The 14172-nt window shown below is 47.7% G+C and carries 17 protein-coding genes; 8 read left to right on the top strand and 9 right to left on the bottom strand.

Translation table 11 applies throughout. The features are described 5' to 3' along the window. The first annotated feature begins 34 nt into the window (after positions 1-34). The 7 genes from KFF03_RS11105 to KFF03_RS11075 all read left to right on the top strand — a co-directional run bounded on the left by KFF03_RS11105 (position 35) and on the right by KFF03_RS11075 (position 3164). The gene (locus KFF03_RS11105; RefSeq protein ID WP_255856989.1) at positions 35-292 is read left to right on the top strand and encodes a hypothetical protein; all 258 of its coding nucleotides are present in this window, start codon (positions 35-37) and stop codon (positions 290-292) included. Between the two features lie 39 nt (positions 293-331). Beyond that, positions 332-613: an ATP-binding protein gene (locus KFF03_RS11100; RefSeq protein ID WP_255856988.1), complete on the top strand. Its 282-nt coding sequence runs from the start codon at positions 332-334 to the stop codon at positions 611-613. A gap of 219 nt (positions 614-832) precedes the next feature. Continuing rightward, the gene (locus tag KFF03_RS11095; RefSeq protein ID WP_255856987.1) at positions 833-1309 is read left to right on the top strand and encodes a hypothetical protein; all 477 of its coding nucleotides are present in this window, start codon (positions 833-835) and stop codon (positions 1307-1309) included. Between the two features lie 168 nt (positions 1310-1477). Next, positions 1478-1747, top strand: a complete 270-nt coding sequence (locus KFF03_RS11090; RefSeq protein ID WP_255856986.1) for a hypothetical protein — start codon at positions 1478-1480, stop codon at positions 1745-1747. A gap of 127 nt (positions 1748-1874) precedes the next feature. Further along, positions 1875-2252, top strand: a complete 378-nt coding sequence (locus KFF03_RS11085) for a hypothetical protein (RefSeq protein ID WP_255856985.1) — start codon at positions 1875-1877, stop codon at positions 2250-2252. Positions 2253-2284: 32 nt separating this feature from the next. Continuing rightward, complete coding sequence (locus tag KFF03_RS11080; RefSeq protein ID WP_255856984.1) at positions 2285-2824, top strand: ClbS/DfsB family four-helix bundle protein; 540 nt, start codon at positions 2285-2287, stop codon at positions 2822-2824. Positions 2825-2948: 124 nt separating this feature from the next. Beyond that, positions 2949-3164, top strand: a complete 216-nt coding sequence (locus tag KFF03_RS11075; RefSeq protein ID WP_255856983.1) for a TIGR02450 family Trp-rich protein — start codon at positions 2949-2951, stop codon at positions 3162-3164. An 82-nt stretch (positions 3165-3246) separates the two neighbouring features. Here the strand turns inward: KFF03_RS11075 and KFF03_RS11070 are convergent, their stop codons facing one another. The 5 genes from KFF03_RS11070 to purE form a co-directional block, all read right to left on the bottom strand. Further along, positions 3247-4368, bottom strand: coding sequence for a DUF3089 domain-containing protein (locus KFF03_RS11070; protein ID WP_255856982.1), 1122 nt, complete (start codon positions 4366-4368; stop codon positions 3247-3249). A gap of 187 nt (positions 4369-4555) precedes the next feature. After that, positions 4556-5083 carry a putative Fe-S cluster assembly protein SufT gene (sufT, locus tag KFF03_RS11065; protein WP_255856981.1) on the bottom strand — a complete coding sequence of 176 codons (528 nt, stop codon included), beginning with the start codon at positions 5081-5083 and terminating at the stop codon, positions 4556-4558. A 13-nt stretch (positions 5084-5096) separates the two neighbouring features. Continuing rightward, on the bottom strand, positions 5097-5642 hold the full coding sequence (locus tag KFF03_RS11060) for a DUF2058 domain-containing protein (protein ID WP_255856979.1): 546 nt from the start codon (positions 5640-5642) through the stop codon (positions 5097-5099). A 90-nt stretch (positions 5643-5732) separates the two neighbouring features. After that, positions 5733-6809, bottom strand: coding sequence for a 5-(carboxyamino)imidazole ribonucleotide synthase (locus KFF03_RS11055; protein ID WP_255856978.1), 1077 nt, complete (start codon positions 6807-6809; stop codon positions 5733-5735). A gap of 84 nt (positions 6810-6893) precedes the next feature. Further along, positions 6894-7388, bottom strand: a complete 495-nt coding sequence (purE, locus tag KFF03_RS11050) for a 5-(carboxyamino)imidazole ribonucleotide mutase (RefSeq protein ID WP_255856977.1) — start codon at positions 7386-7388, stop codon at positions 6894-6896. Positions 7389-7728: 340 nt separating this feature from the next. Between purE and KFF03_RS11045 the strand changes: the two genes are divergently transcribed. After that, positions 7729-8835: a PAS domain S-box protein gene (locus KFF03_RS11045; RefSeq protein ID WP_255856976.1), complete on the top strand. Its 1107-nt coding sequence runs from the start codon at positions 7729-7731 to the stop codon at positions 8833-8835. A 6-nt stretch (positions 8836-8841) separates the two neighbouring features. Here KFF03_RS11045 and KFF03_RS11040 read toward each other — a convergent pair whose 3' ends face one another. The 4 genes from KFF03_RS11040 to KFF03_RS11025 form a co-directional block, all read right to left on the bottom strand. Beyond that, entirely contained in the window at positions 8842-10677 is a 1836-nt protein-coding gene (locus KFF03_RS11040) for a long-chain-acyl-CoA synthetase (RefSeq protein ID WP_255856975.1), read from the bottom strand. A gap of 28 nt (positions 10678-10705) precedes the next feature. Then, entirely contained in the window at positions 10706-11926 is a 1221-nt protein-coding gene (locus KFF03_RS11035; RefSeq protein ID WP_255856974.1) for an acyl-CoA dehydrogenase family protein, read from the bottom strand. 16 nt (positions 11927-11942) lie between these two features. Beyond that, positions 11943-13277, bottom strand: coding sequence for an acyl-CoA dehydrogenase family protein (locus tag KFF03_RS11030; RefSeq protein WP_255856973.1), 1335 nt, complete (start codon positions 13275-13277; stop codon positions 11943-11945). A gap of 167 nt (positions 13278-13444) precedes the next feature. After that, positions 13445-14137, bottom strand: coding sequence for an adenosylcobinamide amidohydrolase (locus KFF03_RS11025; RefSeq protein WP_255856971.1), 693 nt, complete (start codon positions 14135-14137; stop codon positions 13445-13447). Positions 14138-14172: the final 35 nt, after the last annotated feature.

Here is a 14172-nt window from a genome sequence, read left to right as displayed (position 1 = left end):
TGTTGCCGAAAAAATTGATGCAGCGAGCGGCGTTGTGAAGTTTATCCATAATAGAGAAAAGTATATGCCAGACATTAGACTGAAGAGAAAAGGTTATGGTCTGCCTATTAAAACTTTTGAGAGTGGAGATGGGAAGAGTACATATATTGTTTTCAAACAACCTGATGGTTCATATCACACATTTGTTGAAGTAGAAGCAAAAGACGCTGCAATGCACTGTGGTTCGCAGCTTGATCGTACAGAAATAACCCGAAAACATTGGGATACTTTATGGGAAAGTGATGAATCTTAAGTATTACCCCGCTCCGGGTAAATATGAGTTAAGAGTATTATGAATAGAGTAATCGCCTTATTTGGACCAGGAAACTCTGGAAAAACAAGTACATTGAGAATAGTACATCAGCAGCTATTAAAAATGGATTTTGATACGATGGAGAAATACCACAAATCACATGTAGATATAAGAGAAATTTTTATCATTGATGGTGTTAAAGTTGGTTTGGAAACCCAAGGTGATCCGTACAGCAGGTTAGCGGAGAGTCTTGAATTGTTTAAAAAAATCGGATGCAAGATCATTATTTGTGCAAGTAGAACACGTGGCTCTACTGTTTAGATTGTTGAGTCTTTAGAAAAGGACTATGAAATATCTTGGCGTGGGCAATCTGTATTGATATTTAGCGACTTACAGAAAGATAGTAATAATGCAATTGCTAAGTTAATAATCAAGGAGATTAAATCGCTGTTGTATGTATAACGAGTTGTTCTAGGTGGTAGCCATGGTTTTGGCTTGGTATCCATTCGTTCCAGTAAGGTCAGTTTATTGAGGTCTGTAATGTTTGATTCAGATGATATTCTTCCAGTGCTATCACTTATAATCGCGGCTTTGGCGGTTTTCGTGGGACCCTTTATATCTTCATATATAGCGAGTAAGCAGCTATCAGCAACAAATGCTATAGCCAAGAAAAATATTATTGCTCCGATACGACAAAATTGGATAAATGAGTTGAGGATCATTCTTTCATCTCTCACTACAACGTGTGCCTATTTTTGGACAGAAGAAGATGAAGATAAGAGAGAGTCTTATCACTTAGAAGTAAGAGCATTAATCGGTAAACTTGAACTTTATATTAACGCTAATGAGGAAGACCATCAGGAATTATTAAAACGAGTTACTCGTATGGAATCTTCGATGTTTGGAGAGGATACTCCCGATCACATTAGTGGGTTTTGGGTTGCACATCGTCGAACTGTTGAACAATCACAGAAAATACTAAAATTGGAGTGGGAACGAGTCAAACATGAGATTTAAAAAACCGGTATGGTTGATATTACTTTTATGCCCCATAAAGGAACATGCACCTGCAACCACTGGAAAGTAGAGGTCCGCTTAACCGGACCCCTCACAAATCTGAATCCTCGCATTTGCGATTGCGATTACTGCCAGGTGAATCCATCACAGATCATCAGCGACCCCAACATGTCAGCGATGTTCATCGGTAATGAAGCATTGATCAAAAAGAACGGTGATCAGCTCGCTAACTTTTACTACTGCCAGCACTGTAATGACCTGCTGGCGGTAGGCTGTTTAATCGATGGCCAACTTCGAGGAGCAATCAACACCACCTTGCTACAGGACAAGAATCAACTTGGTGAGCTTGTGAAAATACAGCCAAGGCTACTGAGTGCAGCAGAAAAGCTAGAGCGCTGGGGTATGTTGTGGGGGAATCTGAGTGGGCCAGGCTCTTAATGTTATCGACGCCTTGTAATGTAATAATTATGCAATATTTAGAATGTATCAACGTGGGGGTATTATGGCTGGCTCCTAGTTAGACATTAGGACACGAAATTAAAGAATGATGAATTGAGGGTTATAAATGAGCAATTCTAAAGAGAACGTGAATGATTTTGTTGGAAATATGAGTTTTCATGAAGAGCTGAAATTGACGTTCGATGCTTTACGCAACTCTGGATTAGCTGCGGGTATTCTTGTCGTAGCGAAGTACTTGCTGGAAAATAAAAGCATTCTCTGGGAAGTAGATTATCTTGTCTTCACAGCAGTTGGATTACTAATTGCTATTTCTTTTTTATTGCAGGGTGTTAACTGTTTCTCTTACCTGGTCCAGGTCGAATCTAGAGCAACGCACCGAAGTTTATTCAGAATTGGCTCAGCTGCTTATATATTTATAATGTTTTTAATTTATACATCCACTGCATTAAGTGCATTTTCTCAAATCTCTGGTGGTGATGGCTAAGTATCAACACTTAAGACGTTAAGGCGTCCCCTATGCCCAGACCAAAAACCAAAACCGAACTACTCCAGGCCGCCAGCTCAAACTTCGACCAGCTGTTTGAGCTGATCAACTCAATGTCAGAAACCACCCTGAACACCGAGTTCGACTTCTCAGCTGACAAGGGTAAAACCGAACAGCACTGGAGCCGTGATAAAAACCTGCGCGATGTGCTGGTACACCTCTACGAATGGCACCAGCTACTGATCAAATGGATCAGCGCCAACAGCGCGGGCAATAAGGTCAAATTTCTGCCAGCCCCGTACACCTGGAAAAACTACGCGGATATGAATCGCGAGATCTGGAAAAAACACCAGACAACCACACTCGATAACGCCCAGGCGATGCTGCAGCAAAGCCATCAGCAGTGCATTGATCTGATAGAAGACTTCTCCGACGAAGTGCTGTTTACCAAAAAGTACTTCGACTGGACCGGAACCACCTCGGTCGGCAGTTACTGTATTTCCGCCACCTCCAGCCACTACGATTGGGCAATTAAGAAGTTAAAAGCCCATATTCGTAACTGCAAACGCTGATCGATAATCTAGCTTGTTAATTATCGAGCCTTTCGCTTGAGAATATTCCGCCTTAAAATCAACGATACCTAAGAGCAGTGCTACTTTGATGTGATCAGCTTTACTAACGTCTCAGGAAATACCCGTGAATAGAATTAATCCGAAAAAACTCCTCAACAGCAAATGGACTGCCGTTAAACCACAAAACAAAGAAAAGCATTTTATGATCACCGAAGTCGAGTTCGACGAAGAGGGGGAAGTGATTCACTGCTTCATCGAAGCTGTGATGACCAAAAACGAACGCGCTATCAACTGGCAGGATTTGAAAGATAACAGCCAATGGCAGCAGGGCTGGAAGTAACTTCAGGTTATAGAACAAAAAAGCGATAGCGGTTTAAAAATATCATTTTAAGCCGTTATCGCGTCTTGAATGGTTATAAAACTTATCGGTTTGCGGCTTGCGTATCAACAATCCTGAGTAAGTCACCCATCAGAATATTAAAGTCCGCACGATGTAATGTGCCACCGCTATCAGCTGCTGATGCTTGATTTAACGCCAGCTGTATCAATTGCGGTGTGAACAGTGTATTACGCCCGGGAGTGGTATTAATCTCCAGAAAACCATCAGCAGCACAGTCGGCGGAGTATAGGCCCGGATAACCAATCCAATTGGTTTCTACACCGTCAGGAAAAGGGATGCCCTGGTTACGGTCATAAATGGTATTTGCAGCAATTGTGGGTGTACCACCAAGTTGTGTCGGGTTTACACACGGCCTGGGTGCTGATGTGGCTGTTCTGTCGGTACCTTGAGCAATGCTGTCATAGGCGACGATACAGCCGACTTCGGTATCCGCTTCGCACAAGGGGATAGAAGAGAACGTTCCACCTACACGTTGCCCTTCAGGTACTTTAAGACGATTGGTGGGGCCAATTAATAATGCTGAGATCATGCGTTGTTTAAGTGCATCGTTATTTTCGAAGCGATTCTTCAGCAAATCAATTAACACATGTGAGCCTTGAGAGTGACCAATTAATACAAAGTTGCGCTCTGGATTTTGGTTCAGGTAATAATCAAACGCTTCTTCAATATCTGAATATCCCATTTGAAAGAACTCACTTTCAAATGGGCTTTCAAGCGTGTAACTGCCAATGGTCATCTGACGATATTTAGGTGCAAAGACCCGACACATTTGTGTAAACCGAGCCGCCTGATTGTAGAGTGGCAGCAGCATTGGTTGCTCATCGTCCAGATCAGTGGTGTTACCTGGTTCTGCACGCATGTCGACGGTTGGATAAACGTAAAAGCAATCAAACTCAGGGTTGTCGGCTATTTCATGCGTAACTACTGATGTATTGGCATCGGGGTCAACCAGTGTCACATCCAGATCGACAGTTTGGCATCTGTCATTGTCGATTCCCGGCTTACATAGCCAGAGAGAATCATCAGCATATCGGGAAGGATTATTGTCGTTATTGTCGCTATCACTGCCACAAGCGCTCAGAAGTGATGCGGCTATGAAGAGCAGTGATACGCCACAAACTTTTAAATGATGATTATTAGGCAAGATTTTTCTCCGGCAACAAGGGTTTGAGCAGTGTCAACATGCTTTAGGGTATCGTGTGTTTTTATCGGCAAGCAAGTAGCGCTTCAGGCCAAACAGGGATTGTTGCAGATACAAAAACAGCGGCCTATTCGCCGCTGCTTTTATTAAGTCTGAGTGATCAAAACCACAGGTGATCACTAGCGGATCGTCAGAAGAACAAGCCCGCTTCCAGCTGCGCTTCTTCGGTCATCATCTCTTTGCTCCATGGCGGATCAAACACCAGTTTCACCTCAACACCGGATACGTTGGGTACTTTGGCCACCCGGTATTTTACGTCGGAGATTAATACCGGCCCCATACCGCAGGTTGGTGCGGTTAAGGTCATGCGGATATTCACCTGAGTGCCGTCAATATCGATGCCGTAAATCAGGCCCAGATCCAGCAGGTTGATCGGAATTTCCGGATCAAAAATAGTGCGTAATGCCTGTTCAATCTGATCTTTATGAACGGCGTTATCACCACGGTCTTCAAACTGAATTTCTTCTGCTTCCAGGCCTAGCGCCGCAGCATCGGTGCCATCGACACGCATCATATTGCCATTCACGGTAACGGTGTAGTTGCCACCCAGTGCCTGATTAATGGTGACAAAGGTGCCAGCCGGAATAAGCGTTGGCACGCCGGAAGGAACCTGGCGGGCGGGGCACTCTTGTTGTGCCACTACCATTCTTTTTTCCATTATTGTGCTCCTGTTACCACATCAGGTCGTCTGGAATCTGATACGCCGCATACGGATCATCTTCTTCCAGTTCGGCACTTTGATTTTCGGCGATATAAATAAAGAGTTTTTCGTCACGCTGGCGGATTTTCTCGGTAACCGGTACCGGAATAACTGCATGACTTTTGCCCTGAGCAATAATGGCAAGCTGGCCGCGGCTTAAGCGATCCCAGATGGCCTGGTCAACGTACAGTTGTTTGATCTTTTTGTCTGCACCGACAAACTGATATTTGATATCACCTTGTTCGCTGACAATTGCGTTGGTATCGATCAGTTGTTTGATTTGTGCCTGAATGGCTTTTTGCTGCGCTTCGGCTTCACGCTTCAGATTCAGTTCGCGGTCTTGCTCGGCTTTCTTCTGGCGTGCAGCTTCGGCTTTTTGTTTGGCAACATCCAGCTCATTGTCCTGGCCGGTGCGCTGCAGGTGTTCCTGCTTTTTCATTGCCTTAGCGTTTTTTTTGGCCTTTTTCTTATCAACCAGGCCGGCGGCTAATAACTGCTCTTGTAGAGATTTTGCCATCTCAACTGTCTCTCACACTTTTTAAATGAGTTGTTTAATCAACTGTGTATCTTACCAAAAAGCGTCAGCGAAGCCGCTAGCTTTTAGCACTTAGTTTTTGGCTGGCCAGACACCTTCTGGCATAACATCAACCAGTGCATCAATAGTCAGATCACGTTCTTCAACGCTGTCGGCTACCACAGTGATGTGGCCTAACTTGCGTGCAGGGCGGGCTTCTTTGCCATACGAGTGACGATAGGCATTACTCAGGCTGTCGGCTTTGATGGACGAATCTTCTTCACCAATCACGTTTAACATGGCAACCGCCGGGTATTTGGATTCGGTATTGCCCAATGTTTTGCCGCTTAAAGCCAGCATATGGTTGCGGAACTGGCTGGCTTCGGCACCTTCTATCGACCAGTGGCCAGAGTTATGAACACGAGGCGCGACTTCGTTTGCCACTAAACCTTGTTCAGTTTCGAACAGTTCTAAGGTGATGGTGCCGACGTAATCCAGGCTGTTGGCCAGATCACGAATATAACGCTCAGCGATTTGCGCTTTTTCTTCCGACAGACCGGCGGCTGGATATAAGGAGTAACGCAGAATGCCTTCGTGGTGTACGTTTTCAGTCATCGGCCAGACATTGATGTTGCCATCGCGGTCGCGGCTGGCAATCACGGAGGTTTCGCGCAAGAAAGGCACAAAGGCTTCGGCGATCAGCTCGCGGCTGCCAATGGTATTCCAGGCTGGCTCTGCATCTTCTGGGGTGCGTAAAACAAACTGGCCTTTGCCGTCGTAGCCTTCAGTTGTGGTCTTCATGACGATGGGCAGGCCCAGCGTTTCGATGGCAGTGTGAACATCTTGCAGTGAATTCACCGCACAGAAGTCTGCGGTATCGATACCTGCGGCACGTAACGCGTTTTTCTCCAGCAAACGATTCTGGAATACTTTGAGTGCTTTCAGGCTTGGGAATACCTTGTCCTCAACCGGTTCCAGCAGCTCCACGATGTGCGCCGGAATGTTTTCGGTTTCGTAGGAAACGATATCGACCTCGTTGATAAAGGCGTTCAGCTTGCCTTCTTCATGGGCACGTAAATCGTACAAGGAGATTTCCAGATCATTCAGGTCAGTAACGCTGGACTCTAACATCTGGCCTAATTGGCCATTTCCTAAGATACCAATTTTCATCGGGTGTCTCGTTTGCTAATCAGATTAATAAGGCTTGCCAGGCCGCCAGGGAATACTGCGGCGGCCTGTTTATGCGACGGCAGATTATTCTGCCGTACGTGGATCAGGCTGGGATAATACCGTTTCGGTCTGCTCCGCACGGAAGGCATCCACACGCTTCAGCAGGGCATCATCCGAAGTTGCCAGAATTTGTGCTGCCAGCAGGCCCGCGTTTTTAGCACCGGCGTCACCAATCGCCAATGTGCCCACAGCAACGCCGCCTGGCATTTGGGCGATGGATAGCAGTGAGTCGATGCCGTTGAGCGCACGGCTTTTTACGGGTACTCCAAGCACGGGCAAGGACGTTTGGGAGGCCGCCATACCCGGCAGGTGAGCGGCACCGCCTGCACCAGCAATGATGACTTTAATACCACAGCCCTGAGCTTGTTTGGCGTAGTCAAACAGCAAGTCTGGGGTGCGGTGAGCAGAAACCACTTTGACTTCGTAAGCAACGCCCAGTTTATCCAGCATATCGGCCGCGTGTTGCATGGTTGGCCAATCGCTCTTGGAGCCCATAATAATTCCGACGGGTGCAGTCATGATGACCTCTTCTGTGTGTAACCTTGTAGCCAGTACTCAATCAGCACTCAATCAGTACTCAATCAGTACCCAGACAAATTTGAAAGGCGCGCATTCTATCACAAATATCGTGTGCTCAGCAGTTGCAGGGGCTTGATAAATAACAGAAAAATGGCACCCAAAGCTGACCATGTAGTCCAGAAAATGGCGAAAATAAGCTTTTCCGGAAAAAAGCAATGTCCTTCTTTTAATTATGGTTATTATTCGTTATGTTTTTTATCAGGAGTGGCGTAATCAGTCTGATCACTGATGCGTCACAGGATAAAGTAGTACACGCCCCGGAAAGGGGAAGGTCAACGTCATGCCCAAGTCGGGTCTATATCAAAAAGTTCGTGAAATGGTTTCTGGTATGCCATCCAGAGAAAATGATGGTCTGTATCAGGCAATGGTGGATACCGCTGCCGCAGGCATGGTTACCATTGATGAACGAGGACTGGTTCAGGCTTGTAACCCGGCGCTGTGTCGCATTTTTGGTTATGACACTGAAGAGTTGTTGGGTCAGAGCATCGAAGTATTAATGCCTGATGCCTATGCCCGACAACACCAGGCCCATATTGATCGTTACCTCGAGCAAGGTGAGGCGGCTGTGATGGGGCGGGGCCGTGAGGTGATGGCTCTGCGTAAAAACGGTGAAGAATTTCCTGCGCATTTGTCTGTGAGTGAAATGACGTTTGCAGGCTCCCGCAGTTTTACCGGAGTTGTGCATGATTTATCCGCGTCGGTGGTTCATAAACGTCACGGCTACAGTGAACAGGCCTGGATGGCCAATATACTCGATCACACCCCTCTGGCAGTTACCGTAAAAGACAGTGATGGTCGTTATCTGCTGATGAATCGCCAGGCTGAACAGCTATTTCAAATCAAAGCGGATAGCGCTGTTGGCAAACAGGATATGGATTTGTTCAATGCGTTCTGGGCCAATATGGAGAAACGTATTGAGCAGGACGTGATTCAAAACCGTTGTTCACAAATCAATGTTCAGCCAATTGTATTGCAGCAGCATGTCTTTACGTTATTGGTCAGTAAAACCCCGCTTTACGATTCTGCCGGACGATTATTGGGGGTGGTGAGTGTGTTGCTGGATATCAGCACATTATCGGCAGTGAACCAGGGCAAGACTGACTCCGCTGAGCTGCTGAACCTGTTGCCTCAGGCGTTAGCATTTGTCTCTGAAGATGGCGATATCCTGCATGCTAATCAGGCGTATGCCAAACGTTTTGGTATGAATGCCAGCGCGGTGCAAAACTGCAACCTGAAGGTGTTAGAAAGTGATCAGATCGTGACTGAATTCCAGCAGTTGTTATCCGGAGAAGCGCCGTTCGTTCAAATTACCGAAACCGGGCTGGCCCCATTGCGACTGGAGAAGTCGCAACTGGAAGGACAGAGAGTTATTGTTTTGAGCGAGTAGCAAAACTCAGACAAGCTGGCCGCGCTGGATTTGCTGTTCGGTTGCTGTTGTTAACCTTTGATAGGCTCTATTGGCCGTTGCGAAATACAAAATCGGATCACCGTGTTGATTCAAACAATAAGCGGCTTCTTTTAATTCATTTTTTTTGTATTTAAAGGTGCCGGTAACAGCTTGTTGTTGCTGCAGACGTAAAAATAATGGAATGGCGTAGGCCGGTAATTTTTCCTGCAGGTGGCGTGTCAGTGCCGCAAAATCCATTTCATCCTCAGGGCAATTTAAGGTGATGGCGGCCATACCCGCACGACCATCGGTATGGGGAATCGCAACGCCGTACACAATGGCGTGACTGATATTCGGGTATTCCATTAATACCGATTCCACCTCCGTGGTGGCGACATTTTCTCCTTTCCAGCGAAAGGTATCACCCAGGCGGTCGGCAAATGCGATGTGTTTGTAACCCTGGTTTAGCACCAGGTCGCCGGTATTAAACCAGCAATCTCCGGTTTTAAAGGCGTTGCGAAATAATTTTTTATTACTGGCTTCGGCGTCGGTGTAACCTTCAAACGGTTGGCGATCACTGACTTCGGTAATCAATAACCCGGTTTCACCTTTATTAACCGGAATCATAAAGCCGGCTGAATTCAGGCGAGGTGTATCGTCGGCAATATCGTATTGCACAATCTGATAAGGCAGCGGGCAGAAGCCAGCGGTTTTATCCAGATTAAACGTATTGGTAAATACCAGGTTGCATTCACTGGCACCGTAAAATTCATTGATATGATGAATACCAAACCGTTGTTTAAATTCCATCCAGATATCTGGCCGTAAGCCATTCCCAATCATCACCCGAATGTTGTGTTGCTGATCACGGTCGCTGGCGGGTTGGTTTAATAAATAACGGCATAACTCACCGATATAACAAAAGGCCGTGGCGTTAAACTGGCGAATATCATCCCAGAAACGACTGACACTGAATTTGCGGGCAATTGCCAGTGTGGCTCCAGCACCTAATACCGCGGCCAGCGATACCGTTAACGCATTGTTGTGATACAGCGGCAGAGAGACATATAACACATCGTGTTTTTTTAACTTCATCGAAGCCAGTCCCATGCCTGCCATCGATTTATACCAACGGTAATGGCTCATAACCGATGCCTTTGGCAGGCCGGTGGTGCCAGAGGTAAAAATGTAATAACAGGGTTGGTGCATTGTAACCTGTTGGGTGGAATCCGGATTGTCACTGGGCTGCTGTAAACACAGGGTTTCAATGTCTTGATAGTGAGCCGGCGCTTCCTTATGCCCCGTGTCTCTGACGTAATACAGCTGAGTGGAAAGCTCAATTGGTAGTTGCGCTTCTACCGTCGCCATATTGTCCAGCATTTCTTCGCCAACCAACATCAACTTGGGTGATACCAGGTTGATACTGTGTAATAAGGTTTCGCCACGTTGAGCCGTATTCATCATGCTGGCGATGGCTCCCAGTTTAACACTCGCTAACACGGCAATCAGAGTTTCAGCACGATTTTCTAACAGAATACCCACGGTATCGCCCATACCGATGTTTTGTGCGCTTAAAAAATGCGCCAGGCGATTCACCTGTTGATTCAGTTGTGCGTAGCTGAATTGGCGATGTTGGTCGCGCAGGGCAATATGATCGGGTTGTTTGGCAGCTTGTTTTTCTAATAACAGGCCAATGGATTTCTTTTTGTGAGGTTTGCTGCTGATTAATGCTGCCAGACCTTTTAATACCGTTGGGGTATCGGCGGTCTGGCGAATTAACTGACTGGCAATATTTTTCAACGAAACCGTTTTTGCTCGGAGTTGTTTTTTCTCAGCAGCCATTCCGGAGTTTCTCAAAGTTGTTATCCAATTATTTTAATTCGCTGGAGGTTTTATTTAATAATCGTCGCGCCACAATTAATTGCTGAATTTGTTGGGTGCCTTCAAAAATATCCAGAATTTTTGAATCACGCGCCCATTTTTCTAACAGCTCATCTTCGCAATATCCCATCGGCCCTAACAGACCAACGCAACCTAAAGTGATTTCATTGGCAACGCGCCCGGCTTTGGCTTTAGCCATAGACGCTTCTTTGGAATTTGGCATGCCGTTATCCGCCATCCAGGCGGCTTTCAGCGTGAGCAGGCGGGCGGCTTCCCAGTCGGCTTCGTAGCGGTACAAGGTCGCCATAATCTGGCTGCTGTTATTTAACGGGGCCTGATAATCGAGCTGGATGCCCGCTTTTTTGAGAATACTCCGGGTGCGATCCAGTGCGGCTTTTGCTACACCCACGGCCATTGCAGCGACCACCGGGCGGGTGTTGTCGAACGTTTGCATCACCCCGGCAAAACCTTTTTCAACATTGACCTCGGGCGAGCCTAATAAATTACTGGCCGGTATCCGGCAGTTGTTGAACACAATGGCCGCGGTATCCGATGCTTTGATGCCGAGTTTTTTCTCCAGCCGAACCACTTCCATGCCGGGCGTGCCTTTTTCGACCACAAACGATTTAATCGCCGCGCGGCCCAACGAACGATCAACGCTGGCCCAAACCACCACCGCATCGGCACGTTCGCCGGAGGTGACATAAATTTTTTCACCATTAATCAGGTAATCATCACCGTCTTTGGTTGCGGTGGTGCGCACCGCAGCAGAGTCGGAACCAAACCCCGGCTCGGTGATCGCCATGGCGGCCCACTTGTGACCAAAACGAGCAAACTGTTCATCGTTCGCAACCGCAGCAATAGCAGCGTTGCCCAGCCCTTGTCGTGGCAACGTCAGCGATAATCCCACATCGCCCCAGCACAGTTCCTGCAGACTCAGTACCGTCGACATATTGGTGCCGTTATGAATGCCATCCGAGGTTTTGGCATCTTGTTTCAGTTTGCCTGCACCGGCACCTTCTCCCATGCCGGTTTGTGCGACGGCATCGTTCATACCGTCCATAATGGCCGCCAACATATCCAGCTCAACCGGATAGGCGTGCTCATTCGCATCGTATTTGCGTGATACCGGCCGGAATACATGGGCCGCCACCTGATGGGCCTGGTTGATGAGCGGTTTGAACTTTTTCGGAATTTCTAAATTAATCATGGTTTATCTCCGCCAGTTACAGATGTAATCCGCTGTTCACACAAGCCAGAAGCCTGAGATCCCGGTACCAGCGTTCTGCCGGATGTTCTTTGGTAAAGCCATGACCACCGAGCAGTTGTACCGCGTCAGTGCCAATTTTCATGGCTTTGTCACTGCATAAGGTATGCGCCAGAAATGCCTCGCGAGTAAATGGCTTTCCGGCTTCAGCCAGTGCTGCGGCACGCCATGTTAATAAGCGCATCGATTCCAGTTCGATGCCCATGTCAGCAATTAAAAAAGCGACCGATTGCCGGTGGCTGATGGGTTCACCAAAGGCTTCGCGTTCGTTGCAATAGGGAATCACATAATCCAGTGCGGCCTGACAAGTACCAATTGCCAGTGCGCACCAATGCAGCTGCCCGGTGCTGATAAATTCGCGGTAATTGTCCGGGCGCTGCAAAAATGCATCGCCGCCTAATAATGAATCTGCCGGTAACTCGACCTTGGTTAACGACAGGGTTCCGCTTTCTGTGGCGCGAATACCCATGCTGGCAGAAGGTTTAAACTGAATACCTGGCAGATTGCCGGGCACCAGAAACAACGCGGGTTTTCCTTTTAACAGAGCGGCAACCAGATACAGATCGGCTTTGCCAGCAAAAGGTACCAGGACTTTTTCACCCGTGAGGCGATAGCCAGATTTCACCTTTTGGGCGCGAGTCTGCAATTGTTGTGGATCAAACAGCGGTTGTGCTTCTTGCACCGCAATACAGGATAACAAGGGTTTTTCATCGAGGTAGCGCGGCAAAAACTGATTTTTTTGGCTAGCGTTACCCCATTTCACTAAGGCATTGGCAACGGCCGATGAGGCCAGCGCAGCATACGCCAGGCTCATATCACCCCAGGCCAGCGATTCCGCAATAATGGCATTGGTCACCGGGCTGTATTGCTGGCTGCCACCACCAAGTGCTTCAGGAACGGAAAAGCTGTTGAGCCCGAGTTCACTCATTTGTGTTAAAAAGTCTTGCGGCAGCTGTTGTTGTTCATCTGCTGCCAATGCCTGGTCGCGCAACACATCACCGGCATAGGCCAGCAGTGTGTCTTTGATCATCTGTTGTTCTTCAGACAGGCTAAGGTCAAACAGAGCGTTGGACGCATTGGGAGACGAGGCATCAGGAGAAGGTAACAGGGCTTGAGCCGCTCCTTTTTTGCGGGCTTTTCGTTTCATCACTTCGCCGACGAATTTAAAACCATGTTTAGTCGATAAATAAGCGACTTTTTCGGCTGATTGACGAAGTTGGTATTTTTCGGCGAAATCACTGCCGGCAAACTTACTTGCCAGTTCCAGCCCGATGCCCTGAATATCTTTGCTCATAACGCCATCTTTTATTGTTATTTAAGAATGTACTGTTACTGAATGATGTGAATCCAATGCAGTGTCGCAATTCCGGGGGAATCACTCATTGGCACGTGTGACGAGCCGGGCGGTCACGCTGGCGATTCGGACGTTGTTTCTGACGGTTCGGAAATCGTTTCTGGCAGTTAGGAAATGGTCTCAGGTGATTGATAACCTGCATCCAAACAGGCCTGAATGGATTCACTCACAGCCCGATACACCGCAAGGCCAATGGCTTCTCCCAGGTGAGTGTGTTTACCGCAATACTCCAGCGGCGTCACGGCGGGTAAATTACCGGGGCATAATACCGCATGGCTATCGGTGCCTGTGCCACTGGCATCGCGGCCACTTTCGCGGCTTTTCAGCTGATAATCACGCACGGCCGTGGTTTTGGCTTCCGTCAGTAGAATGAGCGCTTCGGCCATGGCTGCCGGGGTAAGCGGGTGAGAACAACGCAGCCAGATATTAATCGTCCCCGGCTCTGGGGGCGTTTGTGGCACTGGCTCTACCAGATCGCCGGGGCGCAGCAAATTACTTAAACCGCAGGTCACCCAAACACTGGCACAATAGGTTTGCACTTCAACTTGTCGATGGCGTAATGACTTCATCGATGCCGCCGTCATCATGCCCAGAACGGGTTGTTGTAAAGCCAGTTCATGGGCTTTGTTATTCAGGGTTTGTGCCGGTGGCGCAAAGGGTGGTTTGGCGTACTGATCAACTTTAAGGTTCAGCAAACTGCGAACTTCCTGATAACCACCGTTAAGCACGGCCGAGCTCAGGCATTGCTGGGGGCTGGCAAAAGATAGGCTTATATAATCGGGGTGATTAACACATTTCATCAGTTTTCTGGCCGGAAACAGGGAGATCGGATTCA

Source organism: Bacterioplanoides sp. SCSIO 12839 (genome assembly GCF_024397975.1).
In the GTDB taxonomy this organism is placed as follows: domain Bacteria; phylum Pseudomonadota; class Gammaproteobacteria; order Pseudomonadales; family Oceanobacteraceae; genus Bacterioplanoides.
Note: the sequence above shows the minus strand (reverse complement) of the source record. Positions and strands in the feature narration are given on the sequence as shown.